We start from the raw sequence: 23707 nt of genomic DNA, 5'->3' as shown, positions 1-23707 counted from the left end.
GGCCGTCCTCGCAGCTCCTCCTGTGGGGGTGTGGAGCTGCGGGGACGGCCCGGGCCGTGCACGTCCGCGTGGTCACGGGTGGCGGCGATGAGCGGGGGCCCGAGGGGCACCGGCGCGGGTTGGCGGAGCCCGATCGCGGCCGTCCTGGACGACGTGCCGGATCTCGGGTTCCACGAGGTGATCGCCGAGTCGATCCGGCCGGACGCCGTGCCCGCGTCGCTGGTGCAGCGCGACGTCGTCGTCCACGGGGTGCGGCTGTCGCTCGGATCGCCGGAGGCCCCCGACCCGGCACGGGTCGCGCACCTCGCCGCCTGCGCGTCCGCGACCCGGGCGGTGCTGGTCAGCGAGCACGTCGCGTTCGTCCGGGGTGGTGGCCTGGAGGCCGGTCACCTGCTCCCGCTGCCGCGGACCCGGGAGGTGCTCGACGTGCTGGCCACGAACGTCGCGCGCACCCGCGCCGAGCTCGATGTGCCGCTGGCCCTCGAACCGATCGCGGCCCTCTTCGACTGGCCCGACGACGAGTTCGGCGAGGCCGAGTTCCTGCAACGCCTGCACGAGCGGACCGGCGCGCCGCTCCTCCTCGACGTGGCGAACGTGCACGTCAACGCCCGCAACCGGGGTCGCGAACCGCGGGCGGAGATGGACGCGCTGCTGGCCGGGCTCCCGCCGGGGGCGATCGCGTACTGCCACGTCGCGGGCGGCGCCGAGCACGACGGCCTGGTCCACGACACGCACACCGGTCCGGTCCCGGCCGCCGTCCTCGACCTGCTGACACACGCCGTCGACCGGCTGCCGGAGCCGCCGCCGGTGATGCTGGAGCGCGACGGCCGCTACCCGCCGGCCGCCGAGCTGCGGGCGGAGCTGGCGGCGATCGCGGCGGCGGCCGGGCACCCGTCACCGTGCGGCCCGGCCCGGCGCGGGCGGGTGCGGCCGGGATGAACGCCCTGTGGAGCCCCGGCTCCGACGACCCGCGGCCGCCCGGGCCGGCCCCGGCCGCCGGCTCCCTCGCCGGACGGCAGGCCGCACTCGTCGCGGCACTCGTCGCCGGCGGGCCGGACCCCGCGGGTGTCCCCACCCACCTCCTCACCGCGACCCGCACGGCACTGCTGCGGAAGCGGGCCGGTGCCGCCGCGGCCGCGTGGCCGCTCCTCGCGGCCGGCATCGGCCCGGAGTGGCCACGGCTGTTCGCGGACCGGTTCGCGGGTGTGCCGCCGTACGGCGCGGAGCGCGAGGGCTGGGATCTGGCCCGCGAGCTCGACGCCGCCGGGGCGCTCGGTCCCGGTGCGTCCCGGGAGCTGGCCGACCGGGAGCACACGTTCCGCTACGACGGCCGTACCGCCCCGTCCCGCCGGTCGGCGGTGTCGCGGGGGTTCCACCGGTGGTGGCGGGGTGGCCCGTCTCACCTCTGAACCGATCACGACCAGGTGCGGGGACCACGGACGGGTGGTGACGTTGCCATCACCACACTCCCTCCCGGGGTTTATCCGGGATCTCGCTCCTACACTCCCCGGTAACCCTGCGCCGGAGCATCGGGCCGGCGCTCGCGACCGGAGGAGTTCGACCGTGCCCGCACTGAGCAAAGTGCTCGTCGCCAACCGCGGCGAGATCGCCGTCCGTGTGATCCGGGCTGCGAAGGACGCGGGCCTGGGAAGTGTCGCCGTCTACGCGGACCCGGACCGGGACGCGATGTTCGTGCGTCTCGCCGACGAGGCGTTCACGCTGGGCGGGTCCACCGCCGCAGAGTCCTACCTCGACATCGACAAGGTCATCGGCGCCGCGAAGCAGGCCGGTGCCGACGCGATCCACCCCGGCTACGGCTTCCTGTCGGAGAACGCCGACTTCGCCCAGGCCGTGATCGACGCCGGCATCACCTGGATCGGCCCGTCCCCGCAGTCCATCCGCGATCTCGGTGACAAGGTCACCGCCCGGCACATCGCCACCCGCGCCGGCGCCCCGCTGGTGCCCGGCACCAAGGACCCCGTCTCCGGCGCCGACGAGGTGCTCGCCTTCGCCGACGAGTACGGCCTGCCGGTCGCGATCAAGGCCGCGTTCGGCGGCGGTGGCCGTGGCATGAAGGTCGCCCGCGAGCGTTCCGAGGTCGCCGAGCTGTACGAGTCCGCCGTCCGTGAGGCGACCGCCGCGTTCGGCCGTGGCGAGTGCTTCGTCGAGCGTTACCTCGACCGCCCGCGGCACGTCGAGACCCAGGTGATCGCCGACCAGCACGGCAACGTCGTCGTGGTCGGGACCCGCGACTGCTCGCTGCAGCGCCGCTTCCAGAAGCTCGTCGAGGAGGCGCCCGCGCCGTTCCTCACCGAGGAGCAGGAGAAGACGCTCTACGACGCGTCCAAGGCGATCTGCAAGGAGGCCGGCTACTACGGCGCCGGCACCGTCGAGTTCCTCGTCGGCGAGGACGGGATGATCACCTTCCTCGAGGTGAACACCCGGCTGCAGGTCGAACACCCGGTCTCCGAGGAGACCACCGGCATCGACCTGGTCCGTCAGATGTTCCGCATCGCCGAGGGCAAGGAGCTGGAGTTCACCGAGGACCCGGCGCCGCGCGGGCACGCGATCGAGTTCCGGATCAACGGCGAGGACGCCGGCCGCAACTTCCTTCCGGCCCCCGGCACCGTCGAGCGGATCTGGTACCCGTCGGGCCCGGGCGTGCGGATGGACGCCGGTGTCGAGGACGGCTCCGTCATCGGCGGGCAGTTCGACTCGCTGCTGGCGAAGCTGATCGTGTCCGGCGCGGACCGGAAGCAGGCGCTGGAGCGGTCCCGCCGCGCGCTGGCGGAGTTCCAGGTCGAGGGCATGGCCACCGTGCTCGACTTCCACCGGCTCGTCGTCTCCGACCCGGCCTACGCCGCGGAGACCGGCGACGACTTCGCCGTGCACACCCGGTGGATCGAGACCGAGTGGGACAACACGGTCCCCCCGTTCGAGGGCGGCGCCGGAGCCGACGCCGAGACCGGCGAGCGGCAGTCCGTGGTCGTCGAGGTCGGCGGCCGGCGGCTCGAGGTCTCGCTGCCCGGTGATCTCGCCCTGGGCGGCGGCAGCGGCGGTGGCGGCCAGGCGAAGGCCGCGCCGCGCAAGCGGACCGGCAAGGGCGGCGGGACCAAGGTGTCCGGCGACGCCGTCACCGCGCCGATGCAGGGCACGATCATCAAGGTCGCCGTGGTCGACGGCGACACCGTCTCGGCGGGCGACCTGATCGTCGTCCTCGAGGCGATGAAGATGGAGAACCCGGTCACCGCCTCCAAGGACGGCACCGTGACCGGCCTCGACGCCGAGCAGGGCGCCTCGATCTCCCAGGGCACCGTGATCTGCGAGATCAAGGACTGAGCCGGCTCGACGCCCGTTGACCGGCGGCGCCGGTCGATCTAGCGTGCTGCTGCCACGCACACCGCGCAGGTGCCCGTGGCAGCAGCACGACGACTGCACCACAACTGCACAGAGCCGACCCGTGTGCCCGATCCACGGGGCCCGGAACCACCGCCACGCGGAGTACCGCGCCGCGGATCCACTCACCACGCAGCCCGGCCGCGCCGTGAGCCGTCATCAGCTCGACCGAGACGCACAGGATCCGTCATGCCCCCCACATCGCTGTACGTGACGACACACGTCCACACCGACGGCCCGATCCCGGGCCCGCACTCCCTGCTCACCCTGGCCTCGTCCGCGTACCGCGCGGACGGTGTCCCGATCGGCACCTTCACCGCCAACCTCCGGGAACTGCCCGGGGCCACCCTGCACCCGTCCTCGCTGGAGACCTGGCGGGACCGGGCGGAGGACTGGCTCTGGCCCCGGCGAGCCGCACGCCCGCCGGCCCAGGTCGCGCACGCCTACGCCGCCTGGGTGGAGTCCCTCGGCGGACGGCCGGTGTTCGTCACCGCCCCGGAGGACCCGGACCACCTGTTCTGCTACTGGTACCTGCAGCGGTTCGCAGGCCGGTGGCCGTTCGCGGGGCTCGTCCCCGCGTCCGACGGACCGGACCGGTCGTGGTCGCCGCCGCCGTGCCCGCTCAGCGGGTGCCGGACGGCCGGCGACCTCCGTACCGCCCCGGCGGCCTGAGTCACCCACGGACGCACCCCCGTCCGCGCCGGTTCGCGACCGGCGCGGGCGGGGGTGTCGCCGTGTCCGGGCCGGTTCACGACGGCGGCCGGTGCGCGGGACGGGGTGCGGGGCGCCGCTCTGGGACGAGACCACGCCGTGGGGCCGGGCAGAATCGCTGCCTCAGGCAGCGATTCCACCGGTGGGTGCTCAGTCCAGGTCGGAGTGCTGCATCAGCTGACGACCGGCCTCGGTGATGGACCCGGACAGCGACGGGTACACCGAGAACGTGTGCGCGAGGTCGTCCACGTTCAGTCCGTTCTGGACGGCCATCGCGATCGGCAGGATCAGCTCGCTGGCGACCGGGGCCACGACGACGCCGCCGATCACCACGCCGGACGCCGGACGGCAGAACAGCTTCACGAAGCCGCGCCGCAGTCCGCGCATCTTGGCCCGCGGGTTCGTCGACAGCGGCAGCATGACGGTCCGCGCCGGGACCTCGCCGGAGTCGATCGCGTTCTGGCTGATGCCGACGGTCGCGATCTCCGGGCGGGTGAAGACGTTCGCCGCGACGGTCCGCAGCCGGATCGGGGCGACGCCCTCGCCGAGCGCGTGCCACATCGCGATCCGGCCCTGCATCGCCGCGACCGAGGCGAGCATCAGCACGCCGGTGCAGTCACCGGCCGCGTAGACGCCGGGCTCGGACGTCCGGGAGACCTTGTCCACCGGGACGAAGCCGCCGCGGTCGGTCTCGATGCCGACCTTCTCCAGCCCCAGGTCGCCGGTGTTCGGGATCGACCCGACCGTCATCAGCGCGTGCGAGCCCTCGACGGTGCGGCCGTCGGACAGCGTGACCCGCACCCCGTCGCCGGTGTTCTCGACCTTGTCGGCGCGGGTGTTCGGCAGGATCTCCACGCCACGCTCGGCGAAGACCTCCTCGAGCACCGCGGCGGCGTCGGCGTCCTCGTGCGGCAGCACCCGGTCCCGGCTGGAGACCAGGGTGACCCGGCAGCCGAGCTCGACGTAGGCGGAGCAGAACTCGGCACCCGTCACACCGGAGCCGACGACGATCAGGTGCTCGGGCAGCTCCTCGAGGTCGTAGAGCTGGCGCCAGTCGAGGACGCGGTCGCCGTCCGGCCGGGCGGAGTCCAGCACCCGCGGGGTGGCGCCGGTCGCGACGAGCACGATGTCGGCCAGGACGGCCTCGGTCGAGCCGTCCGGGTGGGTGACGACGAGCTCGTGCGCCGCCCGGGCCTCGGCCGGCCCGCTGAACTGTGCCGTGCCGGGGACGATCCGCACACCCTCGCCCTCCAGCCGGGCGCGGATGTCGGCCGACTGGGCCAGCGCGAGCGACTTCACCCGCTCGTTGACCGCGGGCAGGTCGACGGCGGAGTTGCCGCGGTCGACGAGCACGCCCAGGTCCTCGGCGCGGTGCAGGTCCACCCGCACGGCGGCGGAGGAGATGAAGGTCTTCGACGGGACGCAGTCGTGGACGACGCACGCGCCGCCCATCCCGTCCCGCTCGACGACGGTCACGTCGCTGCCGTGCTGGGCCGCGACGAGCGCGGCCTCGTACCCGGCCGGTCCGCCGCCCATGATGACGATGCGGGTCACGGGAAGGTTCCCCCTGGAGATGTCGGTGGTGGTGGGCCGATGGCGGCCTCGCCACCGGCGTCGACGCCGCTCACAGTACGCGTGTCCGATTCTTTCGGCCGGGCGGGTCGAAGCGCCCGGACGACGGCCATTACCCTTCTCACGTGCCGCTGTATGCCGCGTACGGGTCGAACCTGGACCCCGAGCAGATGAAGGAGCGCGCCCCGCACTCGCCGATGGCCGGGACGGGGTGGCTCCAGGGCTGGCGGCTGACGTTCGGCGGTGAGGACTACACCTGGGAGGGCGCGCTCTCCACCGTGGTGGAGGAGCCGGGCTCGCAGGTCTTCGTCGTGCTCTACGACGTCCCCGAGCACGACGAGCGTCAGCTCGACCGCTGGGAGGGCGGTGAGCTCGGGATGCACAAGAAGCTGCGCCTGCGCGTCGCCACCCTCGACGGCAGCGTGCTCGCCTTCATCTACGTGCTGAACGCCTACGAGGGCGGCGAGCCGTCGGCCCGCTACCTCGGGGTGATCGCCGACGCGGCCGAGACCGCCGGCGCGCCCGACGACTACGTCAACGAGCTCCGCAGCCGGCCGAGCCGCAAGTCCTCGCCCGGCACCTGACCCGCGAACGGCCGAGCGGCCCGGCCCGGAGTGATCCGGGACCGGGCCGCTCGTCGTCGTACGGGGGGCCGTGGGGCGTCAGGACGCGTCGGCCAGTGCCGCCAGCGCGGCGTGCACCAGCACCCGGGACCCGAACGGGAGCGCCCGCTCGTCGAGGTCGAACGTCGGCTGGTGGATGTCGCGCTTCGGGCCGCTGCCCGACCACACGCCGAGCCGGGCCATCGCGCCGTGCGCGTGCTCCAGGTACCAGGCGAAGTCCTCGCCGCCGGAGGACTGCTCGGTGCTCGCGTCGGCCGCGTCGCCCCCGACGGTGACCGCTGCGTCACGCAGCATCCCGGTGGAGGCCTCGTCGTTGACGACCGGCGGGACGCCGCGGACGTGGTCCAGCACGTACCCGACGCCGGTCGGGGCCAGCACCGACGCGACGAGCGCGCGCAGCGTGTCCTCGAGCTCGGTCCAGGTCGCGTGGTCGGCGGTGCGCAGCGTGCCGCGCAGCATCCCGGACTGCGGGATCGCGTTCGCCGCGTCGCCGGCGTGCACCGCGCCCCAGGTCAGGACGGTGCCCGACCGCGGGTCCACGTGCCGGGTCAGCAGCAGCGGGACCTGGGTGGCGAGCAGGCCGAGCGCCTGGACGAGGTCGGCCGTCAGGTGCGGGCGCGAGGTGTGCCCGCCCGGGGAGGTCAGGCGCACCTCGATGAGGTCGCACGCCGAGGTGATCGGCCCGACCCGGGTGCCCAGCTTCCCCACCTCCAGGCGCGGGTCGCAGTGCAGCGCGAAGATCCGCTGCACCTCCTCCATGACGCCCTGGTCGCACACGTCGAGCGCGCCGCCGGGCTGCACCTCCTCGGCCGGCTGGAACACCAGCCGCACCCGCCCGGGCAGCGACGGCGCCGAGTTCAGCGCCAGCGCGGCACCGAGCAGCATCGCGGTGTGCCCGTCGTGCCCGCAGGCGTGCATCACGCCGGGGATCTCGGACGCGAACGACACACCGCTCTGCTCCTGCAGCGGCAGCGCGTCCATGTCGGCGCGCAGCGCCACCAGCGGACCGCCGTGCCCGACGTCGCACACGACGCCGGTGCCTCCGGCCAGGGTCCGCGGCTCGAGACCGGCGCGCCGCAGCGTCTCGGACACGCGTGCGGTGGTGAGGTGCTCGCGCCGGGCGAGCTCGGGCTGGGCGTGGATCGCACGGCGCCAGCCGACGATCTCGCCCTTGTGCGCCCGCATCCACGACTCCAGCCAGGCCGGACCCGTGCCCTCACCGAGGTCGTCGACAGCGAGATCGGCGATCTCGGGGAGCTCGGTGCGGGTCTGCAGCGCAGTCACCTTGTCCTCCTCGTCAGGGAAAGCCCGGGACCGGTGCGGTGTCGACTCCGACGTCGCACCACGGTGCCCGTACGAGAGAAATGGTGCTCACCCGTCCGGCGGTGTTCCAGTCGAAATCGGCCGTTCACGGCTCCGGGCGGCGAGGGGTCGGCGGGGTGCTGCCAGCGGGATCGGCAGTTCTGACGAGCGGGCGGGCGGAGGCGCGACGAGCGGCCGTTTTCGCCGTTCACCGGCGGTCCGGGGCCTCGTCGCACGACGGCCGGTCCCCGCGCCGGCCCGGGCGCGGACGCTCGTCGCGGCGACCGGCGCCCGGCCCGCGGCGCGCACCGTCCGGCGTCGTGGACCGACCGGACCAGTGACACATCGTGACCAGCGGGAACGGGCCGTGACGGCAGGTGTGGCGGCGGGCCGCTCGGCGTGCGATGGGACAATCGTCGACGTGTCCGTTTCCGAAGGCGAGGTCCAGCGCCGCCAGATAGCCGGGCGGTACCGCGTCGACGGCCCGCTCGGCAGCGGCGCGATGGGCACGGTGTGGTCCGGCTTCGACGACGTCCTGCAGCGGCGGGTCGCCCTCAAGGAGCTGAAGATCCCGGACGGGATCCCCGACGGCGAGAAGCAGGAGCTGCGCGAGCGGATCATGCGCGAGGCCCGTGCACTGGCCGGGCTCTCGCACCCCAACGTGGTCACCGTCTTCGACGTGCTCGACTCCGGCGGCGAGGAGCCGCTGGTGATCATGGAGCTGGTGCCGTCGAAGAACCTCGCGTCGGCGATCTCCGAGCTGGGCAGGCTCGACTCCGCGCAGGCCGGCGTCGTCGGGTTCGGTACCGCGGCCGCCCTGCGCGCGGCGCACCGCGCCGGGATCACCCACCGCGACGTCAAGCCCGGGAACGTCCTCATCTCGGACGACGGCCGGATCAAGCTCACCGACTTCGGCATCGCCCGCAACGAGTCCGACGCACCGATGACGTCGGCCGGCCTCGTGCTCGGCTCGCCCGCCTACATCGCACCGGAGGTCGCCGCCGGTCAGCCGGTCACGCCGGCCGCCGACCTGTGGGGCCTCGGCGCGACCCTGTACGCCGCCGTCGAGGGCCGCCCGCCCTACGACGTGGACGGCGACCCGGTCAAGACGATCACCGAGGTCGTCGACGGCCCGGTGCCGGTCCCGACGATGACCGGGCCGATCGCCGAGGTCATCAGCGGTCTCATGGTCAAGGAGCCGGCCGGCCGGATGCCGCTCGACGAGGTCCGCGCCCGGCTGCGGCCGCTGCTCGCCGACCCCGACGACCCGATCTTCCCCGGGTCGCCGGACGTCCCGACGATCATGGCGAGGGTCCCGGCGCCGACCACGCCGTCCGGCCCGCAGGTCCAGCGGCCGCCCCGCGGCGTGACCCCCACCGGGACCGGCACGTACCCGCGGGGCGGGGCGCCGCTCGCCGAGCCGGCCCCGGCCCCTCCGCCGCCGCCCGTCGCGGCCCCCGAACCGCCGCGCCCCGCGCCCGCGCGACCGGCTCCGTCGGCCCCGGCGCGCGCCCGCGCCGCCGGTACCCGGGCCCCGTCGGGGCGGCCCGGCGGTGTCGCCGGGGTGCTCGGCGGGATCCCGCTGGTGCTCGGTGGCGCGCTGCTGGTGCTGCTGGGAGCGCTGGGCGGGTTCACCGGCGTCCGTACCCTGGCCGGCCAGGAGGCGCTGAGCACGATCACCGTCGCGACCGAGCGCACGCCGCGGGTCGCGCACCCGGACCCGCTGGGCTTCACCGTGGCGATCCCGCAGGACTGGACGCAGTACCGGTCCCCCGCCGGCGACGGCTCTGCCGTGGTGCGGTTCGTCAGCCCGGACGGCCGGCAGGAGCTGTCGGTCCGCGCGGCGGCGTCGGCGGCCGCGGTGACCGACGCCCTCACCCCGGAGGCGCTCGGCGTCGACACCGTCGACGCGACACCCGCCACCCGGGAGCCCGACGGCAGCAGCGAGGTCACGCTCACCACGACCAGTGGTCCTGCGGAGCGCAGCACGCTGCTGCGGATCGTCCCGGGCCGCACCCCCGACGGCGTGTGGGTCCTGCAGTTGACGTCTCCGGCCGGACAGGCCGAGTCCGCCGCCTCCGGGCTGTTCGCCGCGATCGCCGCCGGTTTCCGGACGACGTCGAGCTGACCCGAGGCCCGGACCCGCTCCGACCGCCCCACGCACCCCGTAGCCGCCCGCGGCACCCCACGCGCAGGGTGCGCCGACCCGCAACGGGGTGCCGCGACCCGGCACGGGGTGCCGGGCCCCCGGGGACGCCGCGCACCCCCTCGCCGCCTGCGGCACCCCACGCGCAGGGTGCGGCGGCCTGGCACGGGGTGCGGCGGCCCGGCGCGGGGTGCGGCGGGAGATCGCCGCCGCGGGGCGGATCTAGGCTGGCCGCATGTCCGCTCCCGTGACGCTCGCCCAGAAGGCCGCCGCCGAGCTCGCCCGTCGCACCGGGTCCGGTTCCCACGACGTCGCGGTCGTGCTCGGCTCCGGCTGGCGCCCCGCCGCCGACGTCCTGGGCCCCGCCGACGCCGAGGTGCCGATGTCGGAGCTGCCCGGGTTCGTGCCGCCGTCCGCGGTCGGACACGGCGGCACCGTCCGGTCCCTGACCGTGGGCGGGACGAAGGTCCTGGTCCTGCTCGGCCGCACCCACCTCTACGAGGGCCACGGCGCCGATCCGGTCGTGCACGGCGTCCGCACCGCGGCCGCCGCCGGGGTGGGCACGGTCGTCCTCACCAACGCCGCGGGCGGGATCACCGACGGGCTGTCCGTCGGGCAGCCGGTGCTGATCTCCGACCACCTGAACCTCCTGGCCCGCTCCCCGCTGGAGGGCGCGCACTTCGTCGACCTCACCGACGCGTACTCGCCGCGGCTGCGCGCCGCCGCCCGCGCGCTGGACCCGTCGTTGGTCGAGGGCGTCTACGCGGGGCTCCCGGGCCCGCACTTCGAGACGCCCGCGGAGATCCGGATGCTGCGCACCCTCGGCGCCGACCTGGTCGGCATGTCGACGGTGATGGAGACGATCGCCGCCCGTGCCGAGGGGTGCGAGGTCGCCGGGATCTCGCTGGTCACGAACCTCGCGGCGGGGCTGTCCGGGCAGCCGCTGGACCACCAGGAGGTCCTCGACGCCGGGCAGGCCGCCGCGACCCGGATGGGCTCGCTGCTCCGCGACCTGATCGGCCGGATCTGACCGTGCCCGCCCCCGAGCTGCGCGACGCCGCGCTGCGCTGGATCGCCGACGACCCGGACCCCGCCACCCGCGCCGAGCTGCAGCGGGTCCTCGCGACGGCGCTGGCGGGCGGTCCGCCCGCCGTCGAGGCCGACGCCGAGCTCGCCGGGCGGATGTCCGGGCCGCTGCGGTTCGGCACGGCGGGCCTGCGCGGCCCGGTGCGGGCGGGCCCGTCCGGGATGAACGTCGCCGTGGTGACCCGGGCAACGGCGGGGCTGGCGTCCTGGCTCGCCGCGCGCGACGGCGGACCGGGCGGCCGGGTCGTCGTCGGGCGGGACGCGCGGCACGGGTCCGCCGCGTTCGCCGAGGCCACCGCGCGGGTGCTCGCCGGGGCCGGGTTCACCCCGGTCGTCCTGGACGGGCCGGTGCCGACGCCGGTCGTCGCGTTCGCCGTCCGGCACCTGGGGGCGGCGGCGGGCATCGCGGTGACCGCCTCGCACAACCCGCCCGCCGACAACGGCTACAAGGTCTACCTCGCCGACGGGGCGCAGCTCGTCCCGCCGGACGACGCCGGCATCGAGGCCGCGATCGACGCCGCCCCGGCCGCCGTGTCGGTGCCGCTCGGCACCGCACCCGCGCCGCTGGACGTCACCGAGGCCTACCTGGACCGGGTCGCGACGCTTCCGCGGACGCCGCGGGGCCCGGCACCGCGGATCGCGCTGACCCCGATGCACGGCGTCGGGGGCGCCCTCGCGACGGCCGCGCTGGCCCGCACCGGCGTCCACGACGTCCGCGTGGTGGCGAGCCAGGCGCGGCCCGACCCCGACTTCCCGACCATCGCGTTCCCCAACCCGGAGGAGCCCGGCGCGACCGACGCGCTGCTGGAGCTGGCCGCGTCGTCGGGGGCCGGTCTCGCGGTCGCCCTGGACCCGGACGCCGACCGGTGCGCGATCGGCGTCCCGACCGGTGACGGGTGGCGGATGCTCTCCGGCGACGAGACCGGCGTCCTGCTCGGCGACCACCTGCTGCGCACCGGCACGTACTCCGATCCGCTGGTCGCGACGACCGTGGTGTCGTCGTCGATGCTGGGCCGGGTCGCCGCCGCCCGCGGGGCCCGTTTCGCCGAGACGCTGACCGGGTTCAAGTGGATCGTCCGCGGCGGCGACGGCCTCGTCTTCGGTTACGAGGAGGCCATCGGGCTGTGCGTCGACCCCGGCGGGGTGCGGGACAAGGACGGGATCTCCGCCGCCGTCGTCGCCGCGGACCTCGTGCGCGGGCTGGCGGCCGACGGGTCGTCGGTGCCGGAACGGCTCGACGAGCTGGCTGCCGAGTTCGGGGTGCACCTCACCGAGGGGATCTCGCTGCGGATGGACCCCGCCGTCCGGGACGCGGCGGTGCGGCGGCTGCGGGACGACCCGCCCGCCGGGTGGGATGCCGACCGGCCGGCCCCGGACGTGCTGCGGCTGCGGCGCGACGGCGTCCGCGTGGTGATCCGCCCGTCCGGGACCGAGCCGAAGCTCAAGGCGTACCTGGAGGTCGTCGGCGAGCCGGTCGGTGACGTCGCGCTGGTGTCGGGGTCGCGGGAGCGGGCCGCCGGGCGGCTCGCCGCGCTGCGGGCCGAGGTCGCGGGGATGCTGGGGCCGTGACGACGCTGCTGATCGTGCACCACACGCCGTCCCCCGCGACCGCCGAGCTGCTGGCCGAGGTGACGGCCGGTGCCGCCGACCCGGAGATCACCGGGGTGGAGACCGTCGCCCGCGCCGCGCTCGCCGCGACCGCGTCGGACCTGCTGGCCGCCGACGCGGTGCTGCTCGGCACCCCGGCCAACATCGGCTACATGTCCGGGGCGCTGAAGCACTTCCTCGACCAGGTCTACTACGTCTGCGGCGAGGACACCCGGGGCCTGCCCTACGGCCTGTGGGTGCACGGCGGGTCGGACACCTCGGGGGCCACCCGGTCGGTGACGGCGATCGCCGAGGGCATGGGCTGGAGCGCGGCCACCGCCCCGGTCGAGGTCACCGGGGCGCCGGACCGGGCCGCCCGGGAGGCCTGCCGCGAGCTGGGGGCGGTGCTCGCCGCGACCGTCATGCCCGACGGCTGAGCTACCCGGCGGCGCGGCGGCGGTCGGGCGGGCGTTCCAGCCACGCCTCGATCCGCTCGGCCCACGCCTCGGAGATCTCCCGGTAGGCGGCCTGCCCGGCGTGCAGGCCGTCGGCGGTGCGGGTGGCCGGGAACAGGCCCGAGACGTCCAGGTACTCCACCGAGTGACCGGCCGCCCGGTGCTTCGCCGCGACGCCGGGCAGCCGCCGTCCGAGCTCGGCACGCTGCGCGCGCTGCTTCGTCAGCGGCGCCCACACCCCCGCCATGATCACGTGGGTGCGGGGTGCCGCGGCGAAGATCCGGTCCAGCATCCGGTCGAGCGTCGTCGCGGTGTCCCGGGCCGACATACCGTTCAGCAGGTCGTTCGTGCCCGCGTGCAGCAGGACGACGTCCGGCTCGGCGGCCAGCACCCACCCGCCGGTCATGGGGAGCATCCGGGCGGCGGTCCAGCCGGACCGGCCCTCGTGGTCGCCGTCGGGCAGTGCGTCCGGGCCGCCGTTCCGGGAGCCGACGAAGTCGAGCCGGACACCGCGTGCCGTGAGCCGCTCCCACAGCGGCAGCCGGTACCCGGCGGTGGCCGTGCTGCCGACCCCGACCGTCGACGACGCCCCGAGCGGCATCACCTTGAGGGTCCCCGGCGCCGAGGCCGCCGGGACGTCGATCTCCTCCGGCCGGTCCGCCGCGGGCAGCACCGAGACGGTGCCGGCGACGGCGAGGACCACCGCGGCGGAGAGGAGACGCCGGGCCCAGCGGCGCCCCGGACGGCGGGGCACGGGGCTCAGACCGAGCCGAACTGGCGGTCCCCGGCGTCGCCGAGGCCGGGGACGATGAAGGCGGAGTCGTTGAGCCGCTCGTCGATGCTGGCCGTCACCATCCGGACCGGCAGCCCCGACTCCTCCAACCGCCGCACCCCCTCGGGCGCGGACAGTGCACAGACGACGGTCACGTCGTCGGCGCCGCGGCGGGTCAGCAGCTCGACGGTGTGCACCATCGACCCGCCGGTGGCCAGCATCGGGTCCAGCACGAACACCGGCCGCCCGACGAGCGAGTCGGGCAGCGACTCCATGTACGGCACCGGCTGGTGGGTCGTCTCGTCCCGGGCCATGCCGACGAAGCCCATCTGGGCCTCCGGGACGAGGTTCAGCGCGGCCTCCGCCATCCCCAGCCCCGCCCGCAGCACCGGGACGAGCACCGGCGGCGTCGCGAGCCGGTAGCCGACGGTCCGGGAGACCGGGGTGTGGATCTGGGCCTCCGCGAGCGGGGCCGCGCGGGTGGCCTCGTAGATCAGCATGAGGGTCAGCTCCCGCAGCGCCGCCCGGAAGGTGGCGTTGTCGGTCCGCGCGTCCCGCATGGTGCTCAGCCGAGCCCGCGCCAGCGGGTGGTCGACGACGATCGTGTCCACGAGCGGACAGCCTACGGACGCCCGGCCGCCGGCGGAGCCCCCGCGATCGGTGCCCTCGACCACCGGCACGACGTTGACACGGATGCGTGTCACGGTTCACGAAGAGTGAGGCCTGGACCTGCACCGACGGGTGATGTCGAGACACCTCCACGGACCCTTCTCGTCCGCCCGGGTGAGGCCCCGGACACCTCCGCAGACCTTGCGTGACAGTCGATCCCCGATCGATCTCGTGATCACCACGGGTGGCGCTCGCGACACGCCGCGTTCCCCTCTTCGCGTGACCCTGTACGCCCGGTGCCACGATCAGCACTCGTGGTCGCTGATTTTCGGGATTCACCTGACCCGAACGGGTGGTATGGCCGAAACGGTGTCACACCGAGGCCTCCGGCGACGCTGTACTAGATGACGAGGAGGTGATCCGATGCCGGAGAACACGACTTCCGAGGAGCAGACGTTGATCGCTGCTGCGGAAAAGCTCACGCAGTGCGACGGGTACGTCGTTCTGGCGGTGGACCCGCAGACCGGGGAGGTGGACGCGCACGGCCCGTTCGACGGGATGACGGCGACCATCAAGGCCGACCAGTTGCGGCGGGACTTCGACCGTGGCGGTCTCGAGGACGTCTCGATCGGCGTGGTCCGACTGCACAGCCAGGCCTGACCCCCGGCGGGGCCGCCCCGAGGCCCCGCGGAGACACACGGAGAACAGACGCGCGTCCCGCCGCACCACCGGGCCCCGATCCCGCGACGGCGGGCGCGCACCGACTTCTGCGGCACCGGTGACCGGTGCCGCAGCCGTTGTCGGCGACACCCGGGCGGTCGGCCCGGCCGGTCGTCCGCACCGACGATAGGGTCGGCGACGTGGCAAGCGACATCGTCCCGATCCGGCTCGCCCTCACACGGGGCGACGTGGTCACCCTGTGGGCACCTCCGTGGCGCGAGGACGGCGAGGAGTGGGAGGCCTTCCTCGGCGACGACGAACACGTGTTCGTCTTCGACGAGGTCGCGGGCCTCGCCGCGTTCGTCCGTACCGCGTCCGGGCACGACCTCGAGGACCATCCCGCGTGGGCCGCGGTCCCCGGTCTCGCCGTCGGGGAGCTGACCCCGGACGAGGCCCACCGCTACGACCTCGTCGGGCTGCCCGAGCTCGCCGCGGGCGACCCGGACGCGTTCACCGTGCAGGAGCTGCACGAGGCCGTCTCGATCGTCCGCTCGCTCGCCGACGTCTGCGATCTCGAGAACGTGATCACCGCGCTGGACGGTGAGCCGTCGTTCGCGCTGCTGCGCGAGGGCGAGCAGGCCTTCGGTGGCCGCGAGGGCGCGAAGCACTGGTCCGCCCTCTCCGAGGCGCTCACCCGGCACTGGGACGAGATCGTCGACACCGTCGACGGGCTCGTCTCCACCCCCGACGTCGACGCCGGCGCGCTGGAGAAGGCGCGGACCGAGGCCACCGAGTGGGAGGCGGCCCGCGAGGCCGCCTTCGGCGCCGCGGAGGCCGACGACGACGAGGCCCTGGAGGCCGCCGCGCTCGAGGCCGGTGCGGCGGAGGCCGACGACGAGGACGAGGCCCCGGACGGGTTCTGGACGCGGGTCGGCATCGACCCGATCCGGATCGAGTCCGGCGACCGCTCGGTCGTGACCCTGCGGTGCTACCTGGACGACAAGCCGGTCTTCCTCGGCTCCGACGGGAAGATCGACGTCTTCGGCTCCGAGCGGGCGATGTTCCGCGCGCTGGCCGATCCGGAGCACCCCGCGGTGCACGGCACCGATCTCGCGGCGGCCGTCACCTTCACCGACGTGCTGGAGGCCGCGGGGACCGGCGACCTCGACGAGGGCGTCGACGACATGAACACCTACGTGCTGACCGGCATCGGCCCGGACCTGGCCGAGGGCGTGCTCGACCTGGACCCGGTGCAGCTGGACCTGGCGTCCGAGCTGCTGACCGACGTCGGCGAGTGGGCCGGGGACCCCGAGCCCGCCGACTCGCTGGCCGAGTCGAACAGCCTGGGCTGGCTGGTGTCGTTCGTCGTCCGCCCGGACCCGACCCGGATGGCTCCGAGCCCACCGTTCAGCCAGGAGGCGCAGTCCTGGGGCGAGCTGGTCGCCGGGCTCGAGGCACGGCTGCGAACCCACTGACTCGTGAGTGGAAAAGTCGGTCCCGGCCGACTTTTCCACTCACGGGCGCGCCAGCGCCTCGTACCCCGGCTTGATCACCTCGTCGATCAGGGCGAGCCGCTCGTCGAAGCCGATGAAGGCCGACTTCATCGCGTTCACCGTGAACCACTGCAGGGTGTCCCAGCCGTAGCCGAAGGTCTCGGCGAGATCGGTCATCTCGCTGGTCATCGTGCAGCCCGACATCAGCCGGTTGTCGGTGTTCACGGTGACCCGGAACCGCAACTCGGTGAGCAGGCCGATCGGGTGCTCGGCCAGCGACGCCACCGCGCCGGTGTTGAGGTTCGACGTCGGGCACATCTCCAGCGGCACCCGGCTGTCGCGGACGTAGGCGGCCAGCTGGCCCAGCCGGGGTGCCTCGCCGGCACGGACCTCGATGTCGTCGACGATGCGGACGCCGTGCCCGAGCCGGTCGGCGCCGCACCACTGGATCGCCTCCCAGATCGACGGCAGCCCGAACGCCTCGCCGGCGTGGATGGTGACGTGCGCGTTCTGCTGGCGGACGTACTCGAAGGCGTCGAGGTGGCGGGTGGGCGGGAACCCCTTCTCGGCCCCGGCGATGTCGAAGCCGACGACGGCGACCGGGGCCGGTGCGGTGACACCGCCCGGCGCCGGTGCGTCGAGCGGCGGGCGGTGCCGCACCACCAGCTCGGCGATCTCCCGCGACCGGGCGGCGTGCCGCATCGCGGTGAGGAGGACGCCGATCCGGATCGTCCGCCCGGCCGCGGCGGCCCGCTCGGTGCCGATCCGGAACCCGTCGAGCACGGCGTCGATGACGGCATCGACGTCGAGGCCGCCCTCGACGTGCAGCTCGGGGGCGAACCGCACCTCGGCGTAGACGACGCCGTCGCCGGCGAGGTCCTCGGCCGCCTCGGCCGCCACCCGGCTCAGCGCCTCCCGGGTCTGCATCACGGCGACGGTGTGGCCGAACGTCTCCAGGTACCGCTCCAGCGACCCGGAGTGGGCGGCGCCGAGGAACCACGCGGCGAGCTCGCCGGGGTCGGTCGTCGGCAGCCGGTCGTAGCCGATCTCGCGGGCCAGGTCGACGACCGTCCCGACGCGCAGGCCGCCGTCGAGATGGTCGTGCAGCAGCACCTTGGGCGCCTCGCGCACGGTCTCGCGGCTGACGGGCGTCGGGCTCGGGTCCGCGGGAGCTGCCACGGCCAGACGGTACCGAGCGGACCCGGCCGCAACGGCACGGGCCGGGCCGCGACCGTGACCGACCCCACGCCGGTCCCGGCCCGGATCCGCCCCGGACCGGCGTGGCGCGCGCCACCGGCCGCCCCGACCTGCCATGATCGTCCCCGATCCGGGCGCGAGACATGCCCCGGACGGCTCAACCCAACACCGTCCGTCGACGCTCGAACGGCGGTCGCTACCCTCTGGGCACTCCCCACTTGGCTCAGAGGAAGCGCAGCAGGTGCCATGAGCGACACTTCGAACCTCTCGTTCGACCGGATGCGCGGCATGCTCATGCGGGCGGCCGAGATCCGTGACAGCGAACAGCAACAGATCTTCGACTCCCTCGACGAGATCCACGCCCGGCTGGCCGCACTGGACGCCATCGGCACCGTGCGCAAGAAGCTCACCGAGCTCCCCGACCGGACCGAGCTCAACGTCCTGTCCGAGCGCCTCGACGAGACGGTCACGAAGCTCGACAACCAGGAGATCGTGCTCGGCGCGATCACCCGGGCGATCGAGTCGCTGCCGGACAAGCTGGCCAAGCCGATCGCCCAGCTCGACGGCCGGCTCGACGGCATGGGCGGCCGCCTCGAAGGCGTCTCCGGCCGGATGGACGGCTTGGACGACCGCCTCGGCGGCCTGCACAAGCGCCTCGACGACCTCGACAACCGGCTCGACCGGCACGAGATGCGGCTGGACGCGATGCCGAACGCCGTCGCCTCCCCGATCAAGGAGCGCGTCGACGGCATCGAGCGTCAGGTCAAGGAGCAGCTCGACGGCGCGGTGAGCTCGTTCGAGGAGACCGGCGAGGGCCTGCGCAACCTGCTCGGCGACACCTCCGTCGGCCTGCACCGCAGGCTGGAGGAGCTGTCCCAGCGCCCGGCGGTGGACCCGACCCCCGCGTTCGACGGCCTCACCGAGCGTCTCGAGGCGCTGTCCGCACGGCTGGAGGAGGTCGGCACCCGTCTGGACTCGGTCGAGACCGGGCTCGACGGCAAGCTGGCCGACCTCGACGGGTCGGTCAAGGAGCGGGTCGGCAAGCTCGGCGGCTCGCTCAAGGACCGCCTCGGCGAGCTCGACGGCTCGGTCGGTGACCGTCTCACCGGCGTCGACGAGAAGCTCACCGGCTTCGACCAGCGGCTCGACAAGCTCTCGACCGACGTCGACGGCCGCTTCGACGGGCTCTCCGAGAGCGTCGACGGGCGGCTGGACAAGCTCACCGGTGACGTCGACTCCCGCCTGGAGAAGCTCTCCGGCGACGTCGACAAGGTGTCGGGCGACGTCGGCACCCGGCTCGGCGAGCTCGACGCGGTGCTGCGGGACCGCCCGGACGCCGGCTCGGTGACCGACCTGGTGACCCGCGCCAACGCGGAGTCCGAGCGCCGCAACGCCAGCCAGCTGGACGAGGCCATGGCCACGTTCGCGGAGCTGATCATGGGCCGGGGCGGCCAGTACGCCCAGCAGTCGGCCCCGCCGCCCCCGCCGCGCCCGGCCCAGCGCCGCGGCCGCCAGAAGGTGGCGGTGAAGAGCCAGAACGGCGCCTCGGCGGCCGACCTGGTGAACGACGACCCGGACGACTGAGCCGGTCGATCCCCGCGAACGCCGCGTCCCGCACCCGGGGCGCGGCGTTCGTGCGTCCCGGGCCGGTGCCGGGCGGGTCAGCGCAGCGCGCCGGCCATCCGGCGCACCGCCTCGGTGAGGACGTCCGGGTGCGTCGCGAGGTTCAGGCGGGCGTGCCCGGCTCCACCCGCCCCGAACGGCAGGCCCGCGTTGAGTGCCACCCGGCCCCGCTCCAGGAACACGGCCGCGGGATCGTCGCCGAGCCCGAGGGCCCGGCAGTCCAGCCACGCCAGGAACGACGCGGCTCCCGGCCGGTACCGGACGTCCGGGAGCCACCCGTCCAGCAGCTCGCCGAGCAGCGCCCGGTTGCCGGCGATCGCGGTGACGAAGCCGTCCAGCCAGTCCCGGCCGTCGTCGAGCGCCGCGACGTGCGCGTGCACGGCGACGTGGCTCGCCCCGACCTCCAGGATCTCCGCGGGCAGGCGTCCCGGATCGGCCTCCGGCCCGACGACGGCGATCGCCGCCTTCAGCCCGGCCAGGTTCCATCCCTTCGACGCCGACAGCAGTGCGACGCCGTCCTCGGCACCCGGCACGGTCAGCCACGGTGTGAAGGGCGTGCCCGGGTCGACCAGCGGGGCGTGGATCTCGTCGGCGACGACGGTGACCCCGTGCCGGCGCGCGAGCTCCGCCACGACCGCGAGCTCGGCGGCGGTGTGCACGGTGCCGGTCGGGTTGTGCGGCGAGCACAGCAGGAACGCACCCACGCCCGGCCGTGCGAACGCCGTCGCGAGGGTGTCCGGGTCGAGCCGGCCGTCGGCGGTGAGCGGCGCCGGCACCGGCTCCAGGCCCGCCTGACGCAGGTGGGAGTGGAACGGCGGGTACACCGGCGGCGTGACGACGACACCGCCGTCCGGGGCGACGACCCGCAGCGTCTCGACGGCACCCTGCATCACGTCCGGCACGACCAGCGCCCGCCGCGGGTCGAGGTCCCAGCCCCACCGGTCCCGGGCGAACCGCGCGAACGCCTCGGCGTAGCCGGAGCCGGCCGGGTAGCCGGTGTCGCCGCGCCGGAGCACCCCGGTGACCGCGTCGACGACGGCGGGGGCGAGCCCGACGTCGGCCTCCGCCACCCACAGCGGGAGGACGTCGTCGTCGTAGGTCCGCCACTTCATGCTCGTGCGGCGGCGCAGCTCGCTCAGCGGCGGGAACTCGAGAGGGTCCACAGGCCCGATGCTGGCACGGCCGTCACCGCCGTGCGAGGCGCCGGAAGACCGCGTCGAGCTCGGCGACCTTCAGCAGCCGCATGCCCACGACCGCGAGCGGCAGCGCGACCAGGGTGCCGCCGACCAGGATCGTCCAGGCCCGGGCGACGACCGGCCAGTCGGCCATCGCAGGCTCCGCGAGCTGCGCGAGACCCCAGGCGATCGCCGCGCCCGCGGCGGACGCGAACGCGACCCGGAACAGGGTGTTCAGCACCTCGGCGGTGCGGACCCGGCCCAGCCGCCTGCGCAGCAGCCACTGCCCGATCACGGCACCGCCGACGAACGACAGCCCGTTCGCCGCGGCGAGGCCCAGCACGACCTGCTCGGGGGGCAGCAGCAGCGGGCACAGCAGCAGCAGCGGGATCTTCACGCCGACCATGCCGACCTGGATCAGCGTCGGGGTCCGCGAGTCGGTCATCGCGTAGAAGACCCGCATCTGCAGCATCGTCACCGCGTACGGCAGCAGCCCGAACGCCGACCAGGCGACGGTCTCGCCGAGCCGGGCCGCCCCCGTGCCGCTGCCCGCGCCGACCGAGAACAGCGCGGTGCCCAGCGCTCCGCCGAACGCCGTCATGATCGCCGCGATCGGGAGCAGCCCGACCGTGGAGAGCCGGGCACCGAGCGAGAGATCGGTGACGACCTGCGCCGTGTCCCCGTTCGCGGCGGCCCGGCTCATCCGCGGCATCAGCGCGGTCAGCAGCGAGACGCCGAGCACGCCGTACGGGACCTGCAGCAGCAGCCACGCGTTCATGTAGGTGGCGAACGAGCCGCCGTCGGACTGGGTGGCCACCCGGGTGGTGACGACGTAGCCGGCCTGCCCGACGAGGACGTAGCCGACGATCCACAACGCCATCCCGCCGGCCAGCGACAGGCGCGGGTCCCAGCCCCACACGGGGCGGTACCGGAACCCGATCCGCCGCATGAAGGGGATCAGCACGAGCGCCTGGACGACGATGCCCAGCGTCGTACCCAGCCCCAGGACGAGCAGCTTCGGGTCGCCCATCTGCACGGGGTCGGTGGAGATCTCCCCCGGTACCAGCACGTAGACGGCGAGCACGCCCAGCACGACGACGTTGTTCAGCACCGGCGCCCACGCGAACGGCCCGAACACCTGCTTGGAGTTCAGGATCGCGCCGAGCAGCGCCCCGATGCCGTAGAAGAAGATCTGCGGGAGCAGCAGCCAGGCGAACGCCGTCGCCAGCTCGGGATTGGCCCGGCCCGTGTCCGAGCTGATGTAGAGCGCGGTGAGGAGCGGCGCGGCGAGCATGGCGATCGCCGTGGCGACCAGCAGCGCCGCACCGACGACCGTCAGCAGCTTGCGGGTGAAGTGCTCGCCGCCGTCGGCGTCCTCGGCCTGGGCCCGGACCAGCACCGGGATCATCACGCTGGTGAGGACACCGCCGAGCAGCAGCTCGTAGACGATGTTCGGCAGCGTGTTGGACACGCTGTACGAGTCGTTGACGACGGCCAGGCCCAGCACCGCGACCAGCGCCAGGTTCCGGACGAACCCGGTGACCCGGCTGACCAGGCTGGCGATCGCGATCATCCCGGAGGACCGGACGAGGGAGCCCGCGTTCTCGGTCCCCTTCGCCGGGGTCCCCGGGTCCGCGCCCGGTGCCGCGGCCGGGATCCCCTGGGTCGGGGTCTCCGGCTCGCGCCGACCGGGGGCGGCGACCGGGTCGATCGGGGTGGTCTCCGGGCCGTCGTCCGGCCGCACCGGTCGCCCGACCGGGCGGGTGACCTCCCCGGCGGTCTCCGGGGGTGCAGGGCGGCCCCGCTCCGGCATCACCGGTCGGGGTATCGGGTCCCGCTCCACCCGTCGGTCCTCACGCATCGCGCACCATCGTGCCGGATCGGAATCGTCCGCCCCGAGCCGCCCGGCGCAGGACCGTGGCCCCGTCCGGACGCCGGCCCGCGGGTCACTCCGCCCGGCGCACGTCCAGCACGAGGTCCCGCTCCGGCGGCGGGTCCGCCGTGATCAGCAGCGCCGCACCGGCGACCAGCCTCCGTGCGTCCGGGATCCGCTCCGGGGTGTCGGTGTGCAGTTCCAGCAGCGGAGTCCCGGCCCGGACCTCGTCGCCGGGCTCCACCAGCAACCGCACCCCTGCCGCGGCCTGCACCGGGTCCTCCTTGCGGGCCCGCCCGGCACCGAGCCGCCAGGCCGCGGTGCCGACGGCGAGCGCGTCGGCCCCGGAGAACACGCCGGACCGGTCGGCGGTGACCTGCTCGACGTGCCGGGCGACCGGCAGCGGCGCGTCCGGGTCGCCGCCCTGCGCGGCGATCATCCGTTCCCACACCGCGTGGGCCTTGCCGGACGCGAGCACCGCGGCCGGATCGGCGTCGGTGATCCCGGCCAGGTCCAGCATCTCGCGGGCCAGCGCGACCGTCAGCTCGACGAGATCGGCGGGTCCGCCGCCGCGGAGCACCTCCACCGACTCCCCGACCTCGAGCGCGTTGCCCACGCACCGGCCGAGCGGGCGGGCCATGTCGGTGATCAGCGCCGTCGTCGGGAGGCCGTGCGCGGCGCCGATCCCGGTCATGGCGTCGGCCAGCTCCCCGGCGCGGCCGAGGCTCTTCATGAAGGCACCGGACCCGACCTTGACGTCGAGCACCAGCCCGCCGGTGCCCTCGGCCAGCTTCTTGCTCATGATCGAGCTGGCGATCAGCGGGACCGACTCGACGGTGCCGGTGACGTCGCGCAGCGCGTAGAGCCGCCGGTCGGCCGGTGCCAGCGTCGGGGTCGTCGCGCAGATCACGGCGCCGACCTCGGCGAGCTGCTCCCGGATCTCCGCGGTGGACAGCGACGCCCGCCAGCCGGGGATCGCCTCCAGCTTGTCCAGGGTGCCGCCGGTGTGCCCGAGCCCGCGCCCGGACAGCTGCGGGACGGCCGCACCGCAGGCCGCGACCAGCGGCGCCAGCGGCAGGGTGATCTTGTCGCCGACCCCGCCGGTGGAGTGCTTGTCGACCAGCGGGCGCCCGACGTCGCCGAAGTCCAGGACGTCCCCGGAGTCGATCATCGCCTGGGTCCAGTGCGCCGTCTCGGCCGCGTCCATCCCGTTGAGCAGGATCGCCATGGCGAGCGCGGACATCTGCTCGTCGGCGACCTCGTCGCGGGTGTAGGCGCCCACCACCCACTCGATCTGGTCGCGGGTCAGCTCGCGGCAGTCCCGCTTGGCGGCGATGATCTCGACCGCTCTGAACGACGGCGCCGGCTCCGGCGCGTCGGCCCATCCCACCCCGCGGATCATCGCGACCTCCCGGCGTCCCCGTCGA

At 74.7% G+C, this 23707-nt stretch carries 20 protein-coding genes; 12 read left to right on the top strand and 8 right to left on the bottom strand.

What is annotated here, in order from left to right; all coding sequences use genetic code 11:
• Positions 1-87: 87 nt before the first annotated feature.
• From AD017_RS17930 to AD017_RS17915, 4 genes are all read left to right on the top strand, one after another.
• The gene (locus tag AD017_RS17930) at positions 88-939 is read left to right on the top strand and encodes a DUF692 domain-containing protein (RefSeq protein WP_060576455.1); all 852 of its coding nucleotides are present in this window, start codon (positions 88-90) and stop codon (positions 937-939) included.
• Positions 936-1409: a hypothetical protein gene (locus AD017_RS17925; protein WP_145982529.1), complete on the top strand. Its 474-nt coding sequence runs from the start codon at positions 936-938 to the stop codon at positions 1407-1409. The genes AD017_RS17930 and AD017_RS17925 overlap by 4 nt, the downstream gene beginning before the upstream one ends.
• A 154-nt stretch (positions 1410-1563) precedes the next feature.
• Positions 1564-3339: an acetyl/propionyl/methylcrotonyl-CoA carboxylase subunit alpha gene (locus AD017_RS17920; RefSeq protein ID WP_060574888.1), complete on the top strand. Its 1776-nt coding sequence runs from the start codon at positions 1564-1566 to the stop codon at positions 3337-3339.
• Between the two features lie 246 nt (positions 3340-3585).
• Positions 3586-4068, top strand: coding sequence for a hypothetical protein (locus tag AD017_RS17915; protein ID WP_060574887.1), 483 nt, complete (start codon positions 3586-3588; stop codon positions 4066-4068).
• A gap of 189 nt (positions 4069-4257) precedes the next feature.
• Here AD017_RS17915 and AD017_RS17910 read toward each other — a convergent pair whose 3' ends face one another.
• Complete coding sequence (locus AD017_RS17910; RefSeq protein ID WP_010241156.1) at positions 4258-5661, bottom strand: NAD(P)H-quinone dehydrogenase; 1404 nt, start codon at positions 5659-5661, stop codon at positions 4258-4260.
• 143 nt (positions 5662-5804) lie between these two features.
• On the opposite strand from AD017_RS17910, the gene AD017_RS17905 reads away from it, so the two are divergent.
• Positions 5805-6263, top strand: a complete 459-nt coding sequence (locus AD017_RS17905) for a gamma-glutamylcyclotransferase (protein WP_010241154.1) — start codon at positions 5805-5807, stop codon at positions 6261-6263.
• Between the two features lie 78 nt (positions 6264-6341).
• Here the strand turns inward: AD017_RS17905 and AD017_RS17900 are convergent, their stop codons facing one another.
• A complete protein-coding gene (locus AD017_RS17900) occupies positions 6342-7586 on the bottom strand; it encodes an amidohydrolase (RefSeq protein WP_060574886.1) in 1245 nt (414 codons plus the stop codon).
• Between the two features lie 439 nt (positions 7587-8025).
• Between AD017_RS17900 and AD017_RS17895 the strand changes: the two genes are divergently transcribed.
• From AD017_RS17895 to AD017_RS17880, 4 genes are all read left to right on the top strand, one after another.
• Positions 8026-9732 (top strand): serine/threonine-protein kinase, encoded by a 1707-nt coding sequence (locus AD017_RS17895; protein WP_227012773.1) that lies wholly within the window; start codon positions 8026-8028, stop codon positions 9730-9732.
• A 253-nt stretch (positions 9733-9985) separates the two neighbouring features.
• Positions 9986-10780, top strand: a complete 795-nt coding sequence (locus AD017_RS17890) for a purine-nucleoside phosphorylase (RefSeq protein WP_033198972.1) — start codon at positions 9986-9988, stop codon at positions 10778-10780.
• Positions 10781-10782: 2 nt separating this feature from the next.
• The gene (locus tag AD017_RS17885; RefSeq protein ID WP_060574884.1) at positions 10783-12405 is read left to right on the top strand and encodes a phospho-sugar mutase; all 1623 of its coding nucleotides are present in this window, start codon (positions 10783-10785) and stop codon (positions 12403-12405) included.
• A complete protein-coding gene (locus AD017_RS17880; protein WP_010230119.1) occupies positions 12402-12860 on the top strand; it encodes a flavodoxin family protein in 459 nt (152 codons plus the stop codon). The genes AD017_RS17885 and AD017_RS17880 overlap by 4 nt, the downstream gene beginning before the upstream one ends.
• 1 nt (position 12861) lies before the next feature.
• On the opposite strand, the gene AD017_RS17875 is transcribed toward AD017_RS17880, so the two are convergent.
• On the bottom strand, positions 12862-13632 hold the full coding sequence (locus tag AD017_RS17875; RefSeq protein ID WP_060574883.1) for a GDSL-type esterase/lipase family protein: 771 nt from the start codon (positions 13630-13632) through the stop codon (positions 12862-12864).
• Positions 13633-13637: 5 nt separating this feature from the next.
• The gene (upp, locus tag AD017_RS17870; RefSeq protein WP_010230123.1) at positions 13638-14261 is read right to left on the bottom strand and encodes a uracil phosphoribosyltransferase; all 624 of its coding nucleotides are present in this window, start codon (positions 14259-14261) and stop codon (positions 13638-13640) included.
• A 421-nt stretch (positions 14262-14682) separates the two neighbouring features.
• Here upp and AD017_RS17865 point away from each other — a divergent pair, with 421 nt between their 5' ends.
• Entirely contained in the window at positions 14683-14919 is a 237-nt protein-coding gene (locus AD017_RS17865) for a hypothetical protein (RefSeq protein ID WP_010230125.1), read from the top strand.
• 200 nt (positions 14920-15119) lie between these two features.
• Positions 15120-16394 (top strand): hypothetical protein, encoded by a 1275-nt coding sequence (locus tag AD017_RS17860; protein ID WP_060576454.1) that lies wholly within the window; start codon positions 15120-15122, stop codon positions 16392-16394.
• 39 nt (positions 16395-16433) lie between these two features.
• On the opposite strand, the gene AD017_RS17855 is transcribed toward AD017_RS17860, so the two are convergent.
• Positions 16434-17591: an adenosine deaminase gene (locus tag AD017_RS17855; RefSeq protein WP_060574882.1), complete on the bottom strand. Its 1158-nt coding sequence runs from the start codon at positions 17589-17591 to the stop codon at positions 16434-16436.
• Positions 17592-17855: 264 nt separating this feature from the next.
• Between AD017_RS17855 and AD017_RS17850 the strand changes: the two genes are divergently transcribed.
• On the top strand, positions 17856-19193 hold the full coding sequence (locus tag AD017_RS17850) for a hypothetical protein (RefSeq protein ID WP_010230131.1): 1338 nt from the start codon (positions 17856-17858) through the stop codon (positions 19191-19193).
• 77 nt (positions 19194-19270) lie between these two features.
• Here AD017_RS17850 and AD017_RS17845 read toward each other — a convergent pair whose 3' ends face one another.
• The 3 genes from AD017_RS17845 to AD017_RS17835 all read right to left on the bottom strand — a co-directional run bounded on the left by AD017_RS17845 (position 19271) and on the right by AD017_RS17835 (position 23682).
• Positions 19271-20395: a MalY/PatB family protein gene (locus AD017_RS17845; RefSeq protein ID WP_060574881.1), complete on the bottom strand. Its 1125-nt coding sequence runs from the start codon at positions 20393-20395 to the stop codon at positions 19271-19273.
• 22 nt (positions 20396-20417) lie between these two features.
• Entirely contained in the window at positions 20418-22268 is a 1851-nt protein-coding gene (gene murJ / locus AD017_RS17840; RefSeq protein WP_075314691.1) for a murein biosynthesis integral membrane protein MurJ, read from the bottom strand.
• A gap of 85 nt (positions 22269-22353) precedes the next feature.
• The gene (locus AD017_RS17835) at positions 22354-23682 is read right to left on the bottom strand and encodes a thymidine phosphorylase (RefSeq protein WP_060574880.1); all 1329 of its coding nucleotides are present in this window, start codon (positions 23680-23682) and stop codon (positions 22354-22356) included.
• Positions 23683-23707: the final 25 nt, after the last annotated feature.

The organism is Pseudonocardia sp. EC080619-01 (genome assembly GCF_001420995.1).
In the GTDB taxonomy this organism is placed as follows: Bacteria; Actinomycetota; Actinomycetes; order Mycobacteriales; family Pseudonocardiaceae; genus Pseudonocardia.
This window is presented reverse-complemented; position numbering and strand designations above follow the sequence as displayed.